This window comes from Kitasatospora sp. NPDC048540 (assembly GCF_040651175.1).
Classification (GTDB): Bacteria; Actinomycetota; Actinomycetes; order Streptomycetales; family Streptomycetaceae; genus Kitasatospora.
The window spans coordinates 1-16,480 of sequence record NZ_JBEZIR010000115.1 but is presented as its reverse complement, the minus strand read 5'-3'; the positions used below and the strand labels follow the sequence as shown (position 1 = coordinate 16,480).

At 73.8% G+C, this 16,480-nt stretch carries 13 protein-coding genes; 8 read left to right on the top strand and 5 right to left on the bottom strand.

Translation table 11 applies throughout. The features are described from left to right. The first annotated feature begins 1 nt into the window (after nucleotide 1). The 6 genes from AB0D08_RS31835 to AB0D08_RS31810 all read left to right on the top strand — a co-directional run bounded on the left by AB0D08_RS31835 (nucleotide 2) and on the right by AB0D08_RS31810 (nucleotide 12,870). On the top strand, nucleotides 2-3,130 hold the full coding sequence (locus tag AB0D08_RS31835; protein ID WP_359893721.1) for an amino acid adenylation domain-containing protein: 3,129 nt from the start codon (nucleotides 2-4) through the stop codon (nucleotides 3,128-3,130). An 8-nt stretch (nucleotides 3,131-3,138) separates the two neighbouring features. Next, nucleotides 3,139-9,657, top strand: a complete 6,519-nt coding sequence (locus AB0D08_RS31830; protein WP_359893720.1) for an amino acid adenylation domain-containing protein — start codon at nucleotides 3,139-3,141, stop codon at nucleotides 9,655-9,657. 85 nt (nucleotides 9,658-9,742) lie between these two features. Further along, complete coding sequence (locus AB0D08_RS31825) at nucleotides 9,743-10,060, top strand: AzlD domain-containing protein (RefSeq protein ID WP_033826023.1); 318 nt, start codon at nucleotides 9,743-9,745, stop codon at nucleotides 10,058-10,060. A gap of 50 nt (nucleotides 10,061-10,110) precedes the next feature. Further along, complete coding sequence (locus tag AB0D08_RS31820; RefSeq protein WP_051814398.1) at nucleotides 10,111-10,875, top strand: AzlC family ABC transporter permease; 765 nt, start codon at nucleotides 10,111-10,113, stop codon at nucleotides 10,873-10,875. Nucleotides 10,876-10,900: 25 nt separating this feature from the next. Beyond that, nucleotides 10,901-11,938: a 2,3-diaminopropionate biosynthesis protein SbnB gene (gene sbnB, locus AB0D08_RS31815; RefSeq protein WP_359893718.1), complete on the top strand. Its 1,038-nt coding sequence runs from the start codon at nucleotides 10,901-10,903 to the stop codon at nucleotides 11,936-11,938. A gap of 86 nt (nucleotides 11,939-12,024) precedes the next feature. Continuing rightward, entirely contained in the window at nucleotides 12,025-12,870 is an 846-nt protein-coding gene (locus tag AB0D08_RS31810) for a siderophore-interacting protein (protein ID WP_359893716.1), read from the top strand. A gap of 34 nt (nucleotides 12,871-12,904) precedes the next feature. Here AB0D08_RS31810 and AB0D08_RS31805 read toward each other — a convergent pair whose 3' ends face one another. The 3 genes from AB0D08_RS31805 to AB0D08_RS31795 form a co-directional block, all read right to left on the bottom strand. Further along, complete coding sequence (locus tag AB0D08_RS31805) at nucleotides 12,905-13,147, bottom strand: DUF6296 family protein (protein WP_359893714.1); 243 nt, start codon at nucleotides 13,145-13,147, stop codon at nucleotides 12,905-12,907. A gap of 98 nt (nucleotides 13,148-13,245) precedes the next feature. After that, complete coding sequence (locus tag AB0D08_RS31800; protein ID WP_199520564.1) at nucleotides 13,246-13,401, bottom strand: DUF6131 family protein; 156 nt, start codon at nucleotides 13,399-13,401, stop codon at nucleotides 13,246-13,248. A gap of 197 nt (nucleotides 13,402-13,598) precedes the next feature. Beyond that, nucleotides 13,599-14,015, bottom strand: coding sequence for a VOC family protein (locus tag AB0D08_RS31795; RefSeq protein ID WP_359893712.1), 417 nt, complete (start codon nucleotides 14,013-14,015; stop codon nucleotides 13,599-13,601). A 96-nt stretch (nucleotides 14,016-14,111) separates the two neighbouring features. Here AB0D08_RS31795 and AB0D08_RS31790 point away from each other — a divergent pair, with 96 nt between their 5' ends. Continuing rightward, the gene (locus AB0D08_RS31790) at nucleotides 14,112-15,182 is read left to right on the top strand and encodes a YafY family protein (RefSeq protein WP_359893710.1); all 1,071 of its coding nucleotides are present in this window, start codon (nucleotides 14,112-14,114) and stop codon (nucleotides 15,180-15,182) included. Between the two features lie 53 nt (nucleotides 15,183-15,235). Here the strand turns inward: AB0D08_RS31790 and AB0D08_RS31785 are convergent, their stop codons facing one another. Next, complete coding sequence (locus AB0D08_RS31785) at nucleotides 15,236-15,628, bottom strand: nuclear transport factor 2 family protein (protein ID WP_033826019.1); 393 nt, start codon at nucleotides 15,626-15,628, stop codon at nucleotides 15,236-15,238. A gap of 170 nt (nucleotides 15,629-15,798) precedes the next feature. Then, nucleotides 15,799-16,191 (bottom strand): hypothetical protein, encoded by a 393-nt coding sequence (locus AB0D08_RS31780; protein WP_033826037.1) that lies wholly within the window; start codon nucleotides 16,189-16,191, stop codon nucleotides 15,799-15,801. Nucleotides 16,192-16,303: 112 nt separating this feature from the next. Between AB0D08_RS31780 and AB0D08_RS31775 the strand changes: the two genes are divergently transcribed. Continuing rightward, entirely contained in the window at nucleotides 16,304-16,432 is a 129-nt protein-coding gene (locus tag AB0D08_RS31775; protein WP_359893707.1) for a hypothetical protein, read from the top strand. Nucleotides 16,433-16,480: the final 48 nt, after the last annotated feature.

The window sequence follows — 16,480 nt, the reverse complement described above, 5'->3', positions numbered from 1 at the left end:
CATGTCTTCATCATTCTCGTCGTCCGCGGACGGCGCCCCCCGGACCCTCGACCAACTCTTCGAGGCACAGGCCCGGCGGACCCCCGACGCCGTCGCCCTGGTCCACCGCGACCAGCGGCTGACGTACCGCCAACTCCACGACCGGGCCCTGGCGGTGGCCGGCCGGCTGGCCGCACTCGGGGTCCGCCGCGAGTCACTGGTCGCACTCGCCTTCCCCCGCGGCGTCGACGCGGTGGTGGGCACGCTCGGCGTCGTGCTGGCCGGCGGGGCCTACCTGCCGGTCAACCCCGCGTTCCCGCCCGAGCGGATCACCCGGATGCTGGCGGACGCGGCCCCACCGCTGATCCTCTGCGCGGCGCCGGCGGCCGGCGCCCTGCGCGACGCGGTACCCGCCGCGACCCGGCTGCTCACCCTGGACGAGCTGCTCGCGGCCCCGGCCCCCGCCGAACCGCCGGCCCCCGCCGGCGACCCGGAGGCCGACGCCGGATCACCGCTGGCGTACGTGATGTACACCTCCGGCTCCACCGGCCGGCCCAAGGGGGTGATGGTCGAGCACGCGGGCGTGGTGCGCCTGGTCCGCGACGCCGACTGGTTCACCTTCACCGCCGCCGACCGCTGCCTGCAGACCGGCGCGCTCGAGTTCGACGCCGCCACCTTCGAGATCTGGGGCACCCTGCTCGCCGGGGCCACCCTCCACCTGGTCGACCAGGAGGTGCTGCTCACCCCCGCACGGCTGAAGCAGACCCTGTACGACGCCGGGATCACCGTGCTGTGGCTCACCGCACCGCTGTTCAACCAGATGGTGGACGAGGACGTCACCATGTTCGCCCGGCTCGGCACCCTGCTGGTCGGCGGCGACGTGCTCTCCTGCCGCCACGTCAACCTGGTCCGCGAGGCCTGCCCGGCACTGCGCGTCCTCAACGGCTACGGCCCCACCGAGAACACCACCTTCACCACGGTCTTCCCGGTCGAGCGCGGCTACCGCGACGCCGTCCCGATCGGCCGGCCGATCCGCGGGACCACCGCCCTGGTCGTCACCCCCGAGGGCCGCCCCGCCGCCCCGGGCAGGATCGGCGAGCTGTACACCGGCGGACTCGGCCTCGCCAGGGGCTACCTGCACAACCCCGAACTCACCGCCGAACGCTTCGTCCACCTCGACGGCGAGCGCTACTACCGCACCGGCGACCTGGTCAGCGCGGACGCCGACGGCGTGCTCTCCTTCCACGGCCGCACCGACGACCAGGTGAAGATCCGCGGCCACCGGGTCGAGGTCAAGGAGGTCACCCACGCCCTGCTGGAGGCCCCCGGCGTCCGCGACGCCCACACCGTCGTGGCCGGCACCGGCAGCGCCCGCCACCTGCTCGGCTACGCCGTCCTGGCGGCCGGCACCGAGGCCGCCGAGGTGCTCGACGGGCTCCGCCGCACCCTGCCCTCCTACCTCTGCCCCGACCAGGTGATCGCCCTCCCGGCGCTCCCGCTCAACGCCAACGGCAAGGTCGACGCCGCCCGGCTGCCCGCCCCGGCCGCCCGGGCCGCCGCACCCGCCGGCGAACGCACCCCGGAGGAACAGCGCCTCGCCCGGCTGTGGGCCGAGGTCCTGCACCTGGACCCCGAAGCGATCGGCCCCGACGACGACTTCTTCGCCTCCGGCGGCAACTCCATCGCCGCCGGCGCGCTGCTCGGCCGGATCGCCCGGACCCTGGGCGCGACCCTGGGCTTCCACCAGCTCTTCGCCGCCCGCACCCTGCGCCTGATGGCCAGGGAGGTCGTGGCGGCCGACCGGACCGAACTCGCCCCGATCCCGGCGCTCGCACCGCGCGCCTCCTACGCCCTGCACCCGCAGCAGCGCGCCCTGTACGCCGTCTGGCAGACCGACCCCGCCTCCACGGCCTACAACATCCCCGTCCGCATCGAGGTCTCCCCGTCCCTGGACGCCGACCGGCTGCGCGCCGCGCTGGCCGGCCTGCTGCGCCGCCACGACGCGCTGCGGACCGCCTTCCACGCCGACGGCGACGACGTCCGGCAGCTGGTCCGGGACCACGCCGAGGCCGAACTCGACGTGGTGACCGCGCCGCTGACCGACGCCGAGGCGCTCGCCCGGCTCGTCCGGCCGTTCGACCTTGCGGCCGCACCGCTGGTACGCGCACTCCTGCTGCCGGGCGACGGCACCGACCGGCTGTACCTCGACGTCCACCACATCGTCTTCGACGGCGTCTCGCTGCAGGTGCTCCTCGACGAACTGCTCGACCTCTACGTCGGCATCGAACCGGCCGCACCGCCGGTCCGCTACGCCGACGCCGCCGAGTGGTTCGCCGAACACACCGCCGCCGGCTCCTTCGCCGAGTCCGAGCGGTACTGGCTGGAGACCTTCCCCGAGCCGCCGCCCGCCCTCGGCCTGGCCACCGACTTCCCGCGCCCGCCGGTCCGCTCCACCCGCGGCGCCGTGCTGCGCCAGGAGCTCGGGCCCGCCCGCGACCGGGCGCTGCGGGCCTGCGCGGCCCAGCACGGCGTCACCGACTTCACCGTGCTGATGAGCGCCTACGCGGCCGCGCTGGCCAGGATCACCGGCGGCCTCGACCTGACCATCGGCTGCCCGATGAGCGGGCGGGTGCACCCCGACCTGGACGGCGTGGTGGGGATGTTCGTCAACACCGTGCCGCTGCGGCTGCGGCTGGAACCCGGGGACTCCCTCGCCGACCTGCTGCGCCGGGTCGCCGACCGGCACCACCTCGCCCTCACCCACCAGAGCCACCCCTTCGAGCAGCTGGCCCGCCAGGTCGTCACGGTCCGCGACCACAGCCGCAACCCGCTGTTCGACGCGTTCTTCGCGCTGCAGGACCTCGGCGTGCACCACCTGCGCAGGCACGGCCTGCGTGCCGCGGTCGCGCTGCCGCACCCCGGGACGAGCCGCTTCGACCTCAACCTCCAGGCGTACCGGCGCCCCGAAGGAACGGTGCTGGAGTTCGAGTACGGCACGGAGCTGTTCACCGCGCAATCCGCCGGGTTCCTGCTCGCCCGGACCGTCGCGGCACTGGACGAGATCCTCGTCGACGCCACCGGACCCGTCCTGCCCACCGCCCCGGCCGTGGAGCCCACCGCGGCTCCGGCCGCCGCCACCTTCTCCTTTTAGGACACCTCGTGAGCAACGCCCTCGAACTCCAGCTCGCCCTGCGGGACTTCCCGCAGCAGGCGGCCTTCTGGCAGCAGCACCTGGCCGACTGGGCCGAACCGACCGCCCTGGTCCGCGACCACCTGCGCAAGCACACCGGCCCGCGCCCGCTCGCCACCGCCCCGCTGGCGCCGCAGACCGTGGCCGCAGCCCGCGCGCTCACCAACGGCGACCCGCTGCTGCTCCGGGTGGTCGGCGGCGCGGTCCTCGCGCTGCTCGCGGCCCGGGCCACCGACCGCGACCGGGTGACCGTCTTCCTGCCGGTCCCCGGCGCCGCGCACCAGGGCGCCACGCGCACCGTACCGGTCGGCGTCGGACTCCAGGACACGACCACCGGACGGGACCTGCTCGGCACGCTGCGCGGCGCCTACCTGGCGGCCCTGGACCACCTCGACCTCCCGCTGTCCGCGCTGCTGGACCGCGACCGGACCCGGCCCGGTGACCTGATGCTCGCCGTCGACGGCGACCTCACCGAACAGGACGCCGACGCCCGGGGCTGCCCGCTGCTGTTCGACCTGCGGCCGGGCCCGGAAGGCGGCGCCGGCCGGATCGAACTCCACTACGACGCACGGCTGTTCACCGAGGCGACCGCCCGGCGGCTGGCCGACTCCTTCGCGGAGCTGTGCGGCGCGCTGCTCAAGGACACCGCGCAGCTGCTGTCCCCGCTGCTGTCCCCGACCGACACCGAACGCGCCCTCATCGCAGGCGAGTTCAACGCCACCGAGGCCGACTTCCCGGCCGACCGCACCCTCCACCGCTTCCTGGAGGAACGGGCCGCCGCCACCCCCGACGCCGTCGCGGTCGCCGACGACGGCACCAGCTACGCCGAACTGAACGCCGCCGCCAACCGCCTCGCCCGGGTGCTGCGCGAGCGCGGCATCGGCGCCGGCGACGTGGTCGGCGTCTGCGTCCCGCGCTCCCCGCGGATGCTGGTCGCGGTCTACGCCGTGCTCAAGGCCGGCGGCGCCTACCTCCCGATCGACCCGACCCTGCCGCAGGGCCGGATCGACTACATCCTCGACCACAGCGGCACCCGGCTGGTCGTGGTCGCCGAGGAGACCGCGCACGCGGTCACCGGCCGGACGGTGCTCGACCTGGCGGACCCCGCCGTCGCCGCGGCCGACCCCGCCGACCTGCCCGCAGTCAGCGGCCCCGAGGACCTCGCGTACGTGATCTACACCTCCGGCTCCACCGGCCGCCCCAAGGGCGTGATGGTCGAGCACCGGGCGATCGTCAACCGGCTCTGGTGGATGCAGCGCGCCTACCCGCTCACCGCCGACGACGTCATCCTGCACAAGACGCCGTTCACCTTCGACGTCTCGGTCTGGGAGATCTTCTGGTGGTCGCTGGCCGGCGCCGCCGTCGTCACCCTGCCCGGCGGCGACGAACGCGACCCGGAGAAGATCGCCGAGCGGATCACCGAGGCCGCCGTCACCACCGCGCACTTCGTGCCGTCGATGCTCGGCGCCTTCCTGCAGTACGCCGCCGCCACCGGCCGCAGCGCCCGACTGGCCACCCTGCGAACGGTCTTCGCCAGCGGCGAGGCGCTCGCGGTCGGCCACACCGAACAGTTCACCCGGGAACTCGGCGGCTTCGCCGAGCTGGTCAACCTGTACGGCCCGACCGAGGCGGCCGTCGACGTGACCTGCCAGCCCTGCACCGGCGTCGACACCACCCGGTCGGTCCCGATCGGCCGCCCGATCGACAACATCCGGCTCTACATCCGCACCAGGTCGGACGAGCTGGCCCCGATCGGCACCCCCGGTGAGCTGTGCATCGCCGGCACCGGCCTGGCCCGCGGCTACCTGAACGCACCCGAGCTGACCGAGGAGCGGTTCGTCCGCAACCCCTTCGAACCGGCCGGGCGGCTGTACCGCACCGGCGACCTGGCCCGCTGGCTGCCCGACGGCACCGTCGAGTACCTCGGGCGGATCGACAGCCAGGTCAAGATCCGCGGCTACCGGATCGAACTAGGCGAGATCGAGCACACCGCCGCCGCCTGCCCAGGCGTCGCCGACGTCGCCGTCACCACGGTGACCGACGAGGCCGGCAACCGCGCCCTGGTCGGTTACGTGGTCCCCGGCCCCGGCTACAGCGAGGCCCGGCTGCGCGAGGCGCTCGCGGCCGACCTTCCCTCGTACATGGTCCCGCCGCACCTGGTCGGGGTCCCGGCCATCCCGACCAACCACAACGGCAAGCGCGACCTCGGCGCGCTGCCGCGGCCCGCCGCCCCGGCCGCCACCGCGCACGTGGCGCCGCGCACCGCCGAGGAGCACACCCTCGCCGGGATCTGGGCGGACGTGCTGGGCGTCGAACAGGTCGGCGTCCACGACAACTTCTTCGCGCTCGGCGGCGACTCGATCACCTTCATCGCCGTGCTGGCCCGGGCCCGGGCGGCCGGGCTGCGCTTCACCTTCCAGCAGCTGTTCGCCCACCCCACCGTCGGCGAACTGGCCGGCCGCGCCACGGCCGGGGACCCGGCCGCCGACACCCCCGCACCCGCCGCCGAACCGTTCGCGCTGCTGACCGCCGCCGACCGGGCGCTGCTGCCGGCCGGCGCCGAGGACGCCTACCCGATGTCCCGGCTGCAGGTCGGGCTGATCTTCGAGGCCGCCCGCAGCGACAGCGAAGGCCTCTACCACGACATCCTCAGCTACCGGATCGCCGACCGGGTGGACGTCGACACCTTCGCCCGCGCGGTCGCCGAAGTGGCCCGCCGGCACGCCGTGTTCCGCACCTCCTTCCACCTCTCCGGCTTCGCCGAACCCGTCCAGGTGGTGCACGGCGACGCACCGCTGCCGCTCACCGTGACCGACCTGCGCGACCACCCGGCCGACCGCCAGGAGCAGGAACTCGCCCGGTTCGCCGAACACGAACTGCGCGACGGCTTCCGCTACGGCACCCCCGACCTGGTCCGGGTGCACCTGCACCTGCTCGGCGAGGCGGACTACCAGTACTCGCTGAGCTACCACGACGCCGCCCTCGACGGCTGGAGCGTCAACACCGTCCACCGCGACCTGTTCAGCACCTACTTCGCCCTGCTCGACGGCCGCGACCTGCCCGCCGCCGACACCCGGCTGTCCTACCGGGACTTCGTGGCCCTGGAGCGGCAGGCCGTCGACTCGCCCGAACAGCGCGCCTTCTGGCTGACCCTGATGGACGGCGCCGAGAGCACCGCCCTGCCGCGCTACGCCGCCGACTCCGCCGCCGAGATCCCCGAGGTGGTGATCCACGACGTCGAGCTGCCCGCCGGGCTGTCCGCGGCGGTCGTCGCCACCGCGGCCGCGCTGCGCGTCCCGGTCAAGTCGCTGCTGCTCGCCGCGCACACCGCCGTCCTGGGCTTCGTGGCCGGCACCGACGACGTCCTGACCGGCTACGAGCACTCCGGGCGCCCCGAGGTCGAGGGCGGCGAGAACATCCCCGGCCTGTTCCTCAACTCGGTGCCGTTCCGGACCACCCTCACCCCCGGCAGCTGGGCCGAACTGGTGCACGCCGTCTACCGGGCCGAGACCGCGATGCTGCCGCACCGCCGCTACCCGATGGCCGAGATCAAGCGCGCCGTCGGCAGCCGCGAGCCACTGTTCGAGACGGTCTTCAACTTCACCCACTTCCACGTCCTGAAGAGCCTCACCGAACGGGACGGCTTCGGCCTGGTCCGCTCGGTGGTGAACGCCCAGACCGAGTTCCCGTTCCGCGCCGAGTTCTCCCAGGACGCGGTCACCGACGAGGTGCAGCTCAGCATCCACTTCCACGCCAACGCCTTCGGCACCGACCAGATCACCCGGATCGGCGGCCACTACCGGCGCGCCCTCACCGCGCTGACCGCCGACGCCGACGCGCCCCGCGAACCGGCCGCCCTGCTCGGCGACGCCGAGGAGGCCGAACTGTGCGGCTTCGGCGGGCCCGCGTACCAACTGCCCGAGGGCACTTTCCTGGACCGCTTCGCCCACCACGTCGAACGGACCCCCGAACGGATCGCGCTCGTCCACGACGGACAGCGCCTCAGCTACGCCGAACTCGACCTCGCCGCCGAGCGCACCGCCGCGTACCTCCGCAGTCGCGGGGTCCGCGCAGGCGACGTGGTCACCACCGTGCTCACCCGCGGCGTGCCGTGGGCGGTGACCGTCCTCGCCCTGCTCAAGCTCGGCGCCGTCTACCTCCCGCAGGACATCGACCACCCCGCCGACCGGATCGCGGCCGTCCTGCGGCGCAGCGGCTCCCGCCACCTGGTCGCCGACGCCGCCGACGCCGACCGGCTGCGGGCGAGCCTCGCCGCGGCCGGCGCCGAACCCGAGCTGCTCCTCCCGCAGGACGCCGAACACGTCGAGCCGGCCGGCGGCGGACCGCGGCCCGGACCGGACGACCCGGCGTACCTGATCTTCACCTCCGGCTCCACCGGCGAACCCAAGGGCGCCCTCATCCGCCACCTGGGCATGCTCAACCACCTGCTGGCCAAGGTGGTCGACCTCGACCTCACCCGGGACGACCGGGTCGCCCAGCTCGCCACCCAGTGCTTCGACATCTCGGTCTGGCAGCTGCTGGTCGCCTGGACGACCGGCGGCGCCACCGTGGTCTACGGCCAGGACGCCGTGGTCGACATCCCGGCGTTCCTGCACGGCCTCGCCGAGGACGGCATCACCGTGCTGGAGGTGGTCCCCTCCTACCTGGACGCGGTGCTCACCGAGACCGCCCAGCGCCCCGCCCCGCTGCCCCGGCTGCGGGTCAACCTGGTCACCGGCGAACCGCTGCCGCCCGCGCTCACCCGCCGCTGGTTCGCCCAGTACCCGGCGATCCCGCTGGTCAACGCGTACGGGCCGACCGAGGCCTCGGACGACGTGACCCACCACCGGATCGAGTCCGCGCTCGACGGCGTCCGGGTCCCGGTCGGCCGGCCAGTGCTCAACACCGGCATCCACGTGGTCGGCCCCGACGACGCGCTGCGCCCGCTCGGCAGCTTCGGCGAGATCTGCGTGACCGGCGCGGGCGTCGGCCTCGGCTACGTCAACGACCCCGACCGCACGGCCGCAGTGTTCCGGCCCAACACCCTCGACGACCGCTCCGCGCTGCTCTACCGGACCGGCGACGTCGGCCGCTGGCTGCCCGGCGGCATCCTGGACTGCGCCGGCCGCAACGACCACCAGGTCAAGGTGCGCGGCTACCGGATCGAGCTCTCCGAGATCGACGGCGCACTCGAGCGGCTGCCCGGGGTGGACGGCGCGCTCACCCTGGCCCGCGAACTGGCCGGCGAGAAGCGGCTGGTGGCGTACTACACCGGCACCGCCGCCCCCGACCTCGAGGCCTTCCGGCGCGGCCTGGCCGCCACCCTGCCCGGCTACATGCACCCCGAGGTCCTGGTCCGCCTGGAGGAGTTCCCGCTCACCCCGAACGGCAAGACCGACCGCCGGGCGCTGGAGCGGCTGGAGGTCGCGTTGACCGGCCAGGCGTACGAGCCGCCCGCCACCGACGAGGAACGCCTGGTGTGCGACCTCTTCGGCCGGGTGCTCGGACTGACCGCGCAGCAGGTGTCGGTCACCGACAACTTCTTCGACCTGGGCGGCCACTCGATCGCCGCGATGAAGGTCGCCGCGCTCTCCGACGGCCGGATCGGCCTGCGCACCCTGCTGGCCCGCCCGACCGCGCGGCGGCTCGCCGCGAGCCTGACCGAGGCCGCGGCCGGCCCCCGGGAGCTGCTGGTCGACCTCACCGGGGCGGCCGGCGCGGACGCGCCCGAGGCCGCGGCCACCGTGGTCTGCATACCGTTCGCGGGCGGCGGCGCGGTCAGCTACGTGCCGCTGGCCCGGGAGCTGGCGGGAGGCGGCGAGGCGGTCCGGGTGCTCGGGGCCGAGCTGCCCGGGCGCACCGCGGCCGACACCCGCCCGCACCGCCCGGTCGAGCAACTCGCCGAGGAGCTCGCCGACGCCGTCGCCGCCCGCGCCGCCGGACCGGTCACCGTCCTCGGCCACTGCGCCGGATCGGCGCTCGGCCTGCTGCTGGTGACGGCGCTGCGCCGGCGCGGAGCGGACGTCCGCGGCCTGCTGGTGCTCTCCAAGGTGCTCCGCTCGGCCGACCCCGCCGACCACACCGCCAACGAGGTGCTCGGCATGTCGGAGCAGCAGGTGCTGCAGTGGCTGGCCGACAACACCGGTCTGACCGAGGTGGACGGCTTCTCGGCCGCCGAACGGGCCGACCTGGCGGGCGCGTTCCGCTACGACACGGTGGAGGCCACCCGCGGGTTCCACCGGGCGCTGACGGCGCTGGCGGAGCAGCCGCTCGACTGCCCGGTCACAGCCGTTATCGCCACCGACGACCCGCTGACCGGCGGCCGCCCGGACGCCGCCGACACCTGGCGGGCCTTCGACCCGCAGGCCCGGATCGTGGTGACCGACCACGGCGGCCACTACCTCAACACCACCAGGCCGGAGTTGATCGCCGGGCTGGTCCGCGAGAGCCTGGGCAGCCGGCCCGCCGTGACGGCTGCCGACCGCTGACGGCCCGTCACCGGCACCGACGGCCGGTCATCGACGGCCGACTCGCAGGCCGCCGGGCGGCGCCCCGAACCAAGGAGTACCCGACGTGAACATCCTGACCATCGTGCTGATGGGCGCGGTGACCTTCGCGCTGCGCTTCAGCTTCTTCGGACCGCTGAAACCGGAGAAGATCTCGCCCCGGATCGAGCAGGCGCTGCCGTACGTCATGCCGGCCGTGCTGATGGCGATCATCGTGCCGTCGGTGCTGCTCGCGCCGCCCGCCGAGCGCGGGCCGGGCTGGCTGACGCCCTACCTGGTCGGCGCGCTGGTCGGGTTCGGGGTCGGCGCGGTCAGACGGGACAACTTCTTCCTGGTGTTCGCCTGCGCGGTCGCGGGGTTCGCGCTCACCAAGCTCTTCCAGTGAGGCCCCGGCCGTCCGGCGGGACCCCGCACCACGACACGGAAAGGACGTCGATGACCACCGTCACCGTCACCGCCACGACCCGATCGGCGGAGGTGCGCAGCGGCGCGCTGGCGTCCGTCCCGATCGTGGTGGGCGCCGTCCCGTTCGGCCTGCTGTTCGGGGCGGTGGCGCAGCAGTCCGGCCGGAGCCTGCTGGAGACCATGCTGCTCAGCGCCCTGGTCAACGGCGGCTCGGCGCAGATGATCGGCGTCGGCATGCTGTCCTCCGGCGTCGCCTGGCCGCTGGTGGTGCTCACCACCCTGGTGGTCAACGCCCGGCACGTGTTCTACTCGGCCGCCCTGTCGCCGTCCATCAAGCACCTGTCCGCCGCCTGGCGGGCCGTGCTCGCGTACGGCATGACGGACGCCATCTACGCGCTGGCCGCCAAGCGCTACCGGGAGCAGCCCGGCCCCGGCGAGCAGCACTGGAACGTGCTGGCCGCCTCGGTCGCCGTGTACGCGGCCTGGCTGAGCAGCTCGCTGGTCGGCTGGCTGTTCGGCAGCGACCTCGGCAGCCTGGACGGTCTCGGCCTGGACTTCGCCATCTACGCCACCTACATCGGCCTGGTGGTCTCCTGCTTCACCAGCTTCCGGGCGGTGGCGATCGGCCTGCTGGCGGGCGCGCTGTCGCTGGCGCTGCACCACCTGCCGTACCAGAGCGGCCTGTTCTGCGCCACGCTGCTGGCCGCCGGCACGGCGACCGTCTGGGAGTCGGCGGTACGCGGCCGGGCCGCCGGTGCAGCACCTGCGGTACCCGCCGAGGCCCCGGACCACTGACCTCCCTCCACCCGTCACTTCCACCTTGGAGCACATCATTTCTGCCGCACCGCAGTTCTCCGTCATCGGCGGAGCCGTCGTCAACGAGGTCCTGGACGGCGACCCGGCCGGGATCGTCGACATCGTGCGCCGCGCCTACCTCGCCCACGGCGAGCAGCAGAGCGTCAACCCGCCGAGCTACTTCCTGCGCTTCCCGGACCGCCCCGACTCGCGGATCATCGCGCTGCCGGCCGCGCTGGGCGGCGAGTTCGGCGTCGACGGCATCAAGTGGATCTCCAGCTTCCCCGGCAACATCGCCTCCGGGCTGCCGCGCGCCTCGGCCGTCCTGATCCTCAACGACCACGAGACCGGCTACCCGTTCGCGTGCCTGGAGAGCTCCATCATCAGCGCGACCCGCACCGCCGCCTCCGCGGCGCTCGCGGCGGCCGAACTGCACCGCGACCGGGCCCGCCCGCGCACCGTGACCTTCTTCGGCACCGGCCTGATCGCCCGGTACATCGAGAAGTACCTGCACGGCACCGGCTGGGAGTTCGACACCGTCACCATCTTCGACACCAGCGAGCAGTACGCCACCGCCTTCGCCGGCTACCTCACCGAGCAGGGCCGCACCGCGCGGATCACCGTGGTACCGACCGCCGAGGAGGCCATCCGCTCCTCGGACCTGATCGTCTTCGCCACCACGGCCGGCGCTCCCCACGTCCAGGAGCCCACCTGGTTCGACCACAACCCGACCGTGCTGCACGTCTCGCTGCGCGACCTCTCACCCGAGATCGTCCTCGCCTCGACCAACATCGTCGACGACATCGACCACTGCCTGAAGGCCGACACCTCCCCGCACCTGGCCGAACAGCTCACCGGAAACCGCGACTTCGTCACCGGCACGCTGTACGACGTCCTCCAGGGCAAGGCCGAGCTGCCCGCCGACCGCCCGCTGATCTTCTCCCCGTTCGGCCTCGGCGTCCTCGACCTCGCCGTCGGCGTCACCGTCTACCGCCGGGCCCTGCAGCGCGGCCTGGCCGCCCCGGTCGCCGACTTCTTCCACGACCTCAGCCGCTACGCCTGACCGCGGGACGGCGGGGGCGGCGGGCGTCGCCGCCCCCGGGGTGTTAGTTTGCGGCGTTGTCACCATGGCGAGATCAGGGGGAACCAATGGCAGACCAGCAGGCCCGGAAGGCGCCGCAGGTGCGGGAGGCGCAGGTGCTGCGCACCGAGCGGATCACCCCGCACATGGTGCGGCTGGTGCTCGGGGGAGCGGGGCTCGAGGGCTTCGAGGGGGCGGAGTTCGCCGACCAGTACGTCAAGGTGCTGTTCGCGGCGCCGGGCGCGGCCTACCCGGAGCCCTGGGACCTGGGGTGGATCCGGGAGGAGCTGCCGCGCGAGCAGTGGCCGGTGTCGCGGACGTACACGGTGCGGTCCTGGGACGCGGCGGCGCGCGAGCTGACGATCGACTTCGTGGTGCACGGCGACGAGGGGCTGGCCGGGCCGTGGGCGGCCGCCGCGCAGGTCGGCGACACCGTGCGGTTCGGCGGGTCCAGCGGCGGTTACGTACCGGACCCGGCGGCCGACTGGCACCTGCTGGTCGGGGACGAGAGCGCGCTGCCCGCGATCGCCGCCGCGATGGAGCGGATGCCGGCGGGCGCGATCGTCCACGCCTTCGTCGAGGTCGCGGACGCCGCGGAGGAGCAGAAGATCGTCACCCCGGACGGGATGGCGGTCGGCTGGCTGCACCGTGGCGGCCGGGCCACGGGCGAGACGCTGGTGGAGGCGGTCACCGCCCTGGAGTTCCCGCCCGGCGAGGTCTGCGCCTTCGTCCACGGCGAGGCGGGCTTCGTGAAGGAGCTGCGGCGCCACCTGCGCCTGGACCGCGGCGTGCCGCGCGAACGGCTCTCGATCTCCGGGTACTGGCGGCTCGGCCAGAGCGACGAGGCGTGGCGGGCCGGCAAGCGCGAGTGGAACGCCCAGGTGGAGGCGGAGCAGGAGCAGCCGGGCGCCTGACGCACCGGCACGGGTTGAGCCCCGTGCCGGGCCGTCAGGGCAGCGGCTGGGCGTGGACGGGGGTGTCCGGCATGGGCAGGTCCCCGCTGCTCAGGAGGTAGGCCACGCCGTTCTCGGTGATCTCCACCTGGACGGTGCGGCCGGCGTTGGAGTACAGCGGGTGGCCGGTCGGGCCGCGGGCGCCGTGGTGCTCGACCAGGACGCTCTCCTGCTTGCCGTGGCAGCCCTGCGGGCCGGGGAAGGTGAGGAGCCAGCGGCTGGCGGTCGGGGTGGTCATGTCTCTCACCGTGCCTGGTGTGCTCCCCGGGGCGGCGGCGGGTGTCCGGCGCCCGCCGCCCTCCGGGACGGTCGTCGTGCTCGGGTGACCCCAGCGGGTCACCAGTAGTGGCGGCGTCCGCCGACCTCGTGGCCGACGGCTCCGAGGATCCACAGGAGCAGGCCGACGACGACGAGCACGGCGCCGATGGTCCAAAGGACGCCGAGGCCGGTGATCAGGCCGATGACGAGGATGATGACTCCGAGGACGATCATTTCCTGCTCCTGCCAGGTCGTTCCCCCCGCCGGGTCGAGCCCCCTCGCCACACGTCTGCCCATGTGCCGGACATCGAACCGGTGCTGGCGGACGGACTGCCGACCGGATCCCGGCCATCTACGGCGTCCTCGCGGTCGAGGGCCAGGGGAACTTCGAGACACCCGGCCTGCACAACACCGGCTGCTGACCCCCCGCCTCAGCGTCCGAACTTCGCCTTCGCGGCCGGGGTGACCGGGGTGAAGAGGTTGACCAGGTTGCCGTCCGGATCGCGTAGCAGCAGCGACCGGTTGCCCCAGGGCATCGTGGTGGGCTCGTTGACGAACTCCGTGCCGTGCCCGGCCAGTGCCGTGTGGAGGGCGTCGACGTCGTCGACGAGGAACTCGACGATCGCGCTGCGGTTGGCACCGGCCTCGGCCGAGCCGGGCGCGAAGAGCGGGACGGTACGGGTGCTGCCGATGGCCAGCGTGCCCGCTCCCGCCGACCCATCCGACCCCGCCGTGATCTCGGCGAAGTCCTCGTTGCTCCAGACGGCGGCCGTCCGGGTGACGCGTTCGTAGAACTCGACGAGGCGCGCGACGTCCTCGGTGATGACGCGGATGGATGCGAGGTGCACGGTGTGGCTCCCTTGATCGACGGAGTGGGCGACACGGACCACGCTAGATCGGATACCGGACGGAATCCGCCCGGTATCCGCGGGAGAATCCCCGGTATGTCCAAACCGACGTCCCGCGTCCTCGCACTGCTGGAACTCCTCCAGTCGGGCGGCCTGCGGACCCTCGCAGAGCTCGCCGACCGGCTGGAGGTGGACGAGCGCACGGTCCGGCGCTACATCGCGCACCTGATCGAGCTGGACGTCCCGGTGGTCTCGGTGCGCGGCCGGTACGGCGGCTACCGGCTCGGGCCCGGCTACCGGATGCCCCCGCTGATGCTCAGCGACGACGAGGCCGTGGCGGTCGTGCTGGGGCTGGTCACCGGACGGACGGGCGGGCTCGGTACGTCGGCGGCGACGGCGGCGTCGGCGACGGCGGCCGGGACCGCCCTGGCCAAGGTCCGCAGGGTGCTTCCCCGGCGGTCGGCGGACCGGCTGGACGCGCTGCTCGGCTCGCTCGCCTTCACCGCCGCACCGCCCGGCACCGACGTGAACAGCGCGGTGCTGCTCGCCGTCGCCGACGCCGTCCGCCACCGCTCACCGGTCGAGATCGGCTACACCGCCGCCGACGGACGGCGCAGCGTCCGCACGATCCATCCGTACGGGCTGGTGGTCCACTCCGGCAGGTGGTACGTGTCGGCGGCCGACCCGGCCGTCGGCGAGGACCGGACCTTCCGGCTGGACCGGATCTCCGAGGTGCGCAGCCGCCCGGGGACCTTCGAGCCGCCTGCCGGGCCGGACCCGGCGGAGCGCGTCATGGCCGGGTTCACGGAGGCGGCCTACCGCCACCACGTGGTGCTGCGGATCGGGGCGGCACCCGAGCGGATCAGGACCTTGCTCCCCGTGAGCGTCGCGACCGTGGAGGGGCCTGCGGACGAGCCCGTGGACGGCCCCGCCGACGGCGCGGGCGGCGGGCCTTCAGGCTGGTCTCGGGTGGAACTCCGGGCCGAGCGGCTGGACTGGCTCCCGGCGGTGCTCGCCGCGATCGACGGGCCGTTCGTGATCGAGCAGCCGGAGGAGCTGCGCGAGCTGGTACTCGGGCTCGCCGGCCGCCTGGCGTCGTCCGCCGGCCGGGAGGCGACGGGCGAGGCGCGGCAGGTGGATGAGGAGCAGCGGGCCGGCGAGGGGTGACCGGCGTCCGGGGCCGTCGCCGGCGGGCGGCGGCGGCCCCGGGACGCCGGAGCTCAGCGGGCGCTGCCGAGGTTGCGGTCCCCCTCGGCGCCTTCGAGCATCAGGGTGGTCTCCTCGACCCGGCGGAAGCGGCCGTCGGGGGCGAACTCGGCGAACAGGTAGACCTCCATGCGGACGGTCGACCCGTCGACCTTGGTCACCGTGACGGTGTGGCGGTCCGCGTAGCGGTCGCCGTCGACGAGTTCGTCGTGGACGGTGACCGTGCCGTGGGCCACGACCTTCCGCAGGTGGGCGATGTGGGTGAGGAACCCGGTCCGGTCGTCCCAGCGCCCGTCGGTGCGCTGGCGGTAGTCGGGGGCGAAGTGCCGGTCCGCGGCCTCGTCGAGGTCGAGCCCCGGGGTGAGGAGCAGGTCGGTGAGGGCGGCGCGGATGTCGGTGCGGTTCACGGGGGTTCCCTTTGGTGCGCGGGGGAGTGCCCCGCATGACTGATCGGGCGCAGAAGTCGGCTGCCCGAGGTACGACCCGGAACTGTACCGGAATAAGCGTGCTTCGCACACGCTAAATTTCCGTGGGGTGCCGGGGTGTCCGGCCGCCCTCGTAGGGTTCTCGTCGGGTGCTACTGGTCCGAGTAGCTGAGGTCTCCCACCGTCCAACTGCTCACTTCCGCAAGGGCGATGCGGTACATGCCGCCGGTGTGCGGGAGTCCGTAGCTGCCCTGGAGGATCCTGGCGAGGTGCAGATGGAGGTGGGTGATGTCTCCGGAGCGCGGCCCGGGCGTCCTGGTCGGGCCGTCCGTACCCTCCGTCGGGGCCGCGAACAGGGTGCCGAACGGTTTCAGGTGCTCGGAGGTGGCCAGGACCTCCGCGACCCGTTCCCGCCACAAGCTCTCCGGGGCGAGCCGGCCGGTGATGACCGCACCGGGGACGACTACGGTCAGTGGCATCTGATTGCTGTGCTCGGACTCCACCATCGAGGCGATTGCGACGAGCAGCTCATCGGGGTGCGACATGGGCCCGAGGATAGCCGCTGACGGGTGCGCGGCACGCCCGCCGCTGGTGGCGACGCCCGGAGTGCCCGCACCGGGCGGCCGACATCCGACCGTCACCGGGTGCCCGGCTCCGGTGTCCGTCCGGTGCCCGGGGGTAGCCCCCACCCTGGCCGGGACCCCGTACTGGATCCGCCCCGCGCCGACCGGGGTCGTGGCCAACGCCCTGCTCGACCTCGACCTCAACCTCGGCCTCGGCCTCTGAGCGCTGCGCACACGAGATGAGCACTGCATCATGTACAGAGCGTTGCCA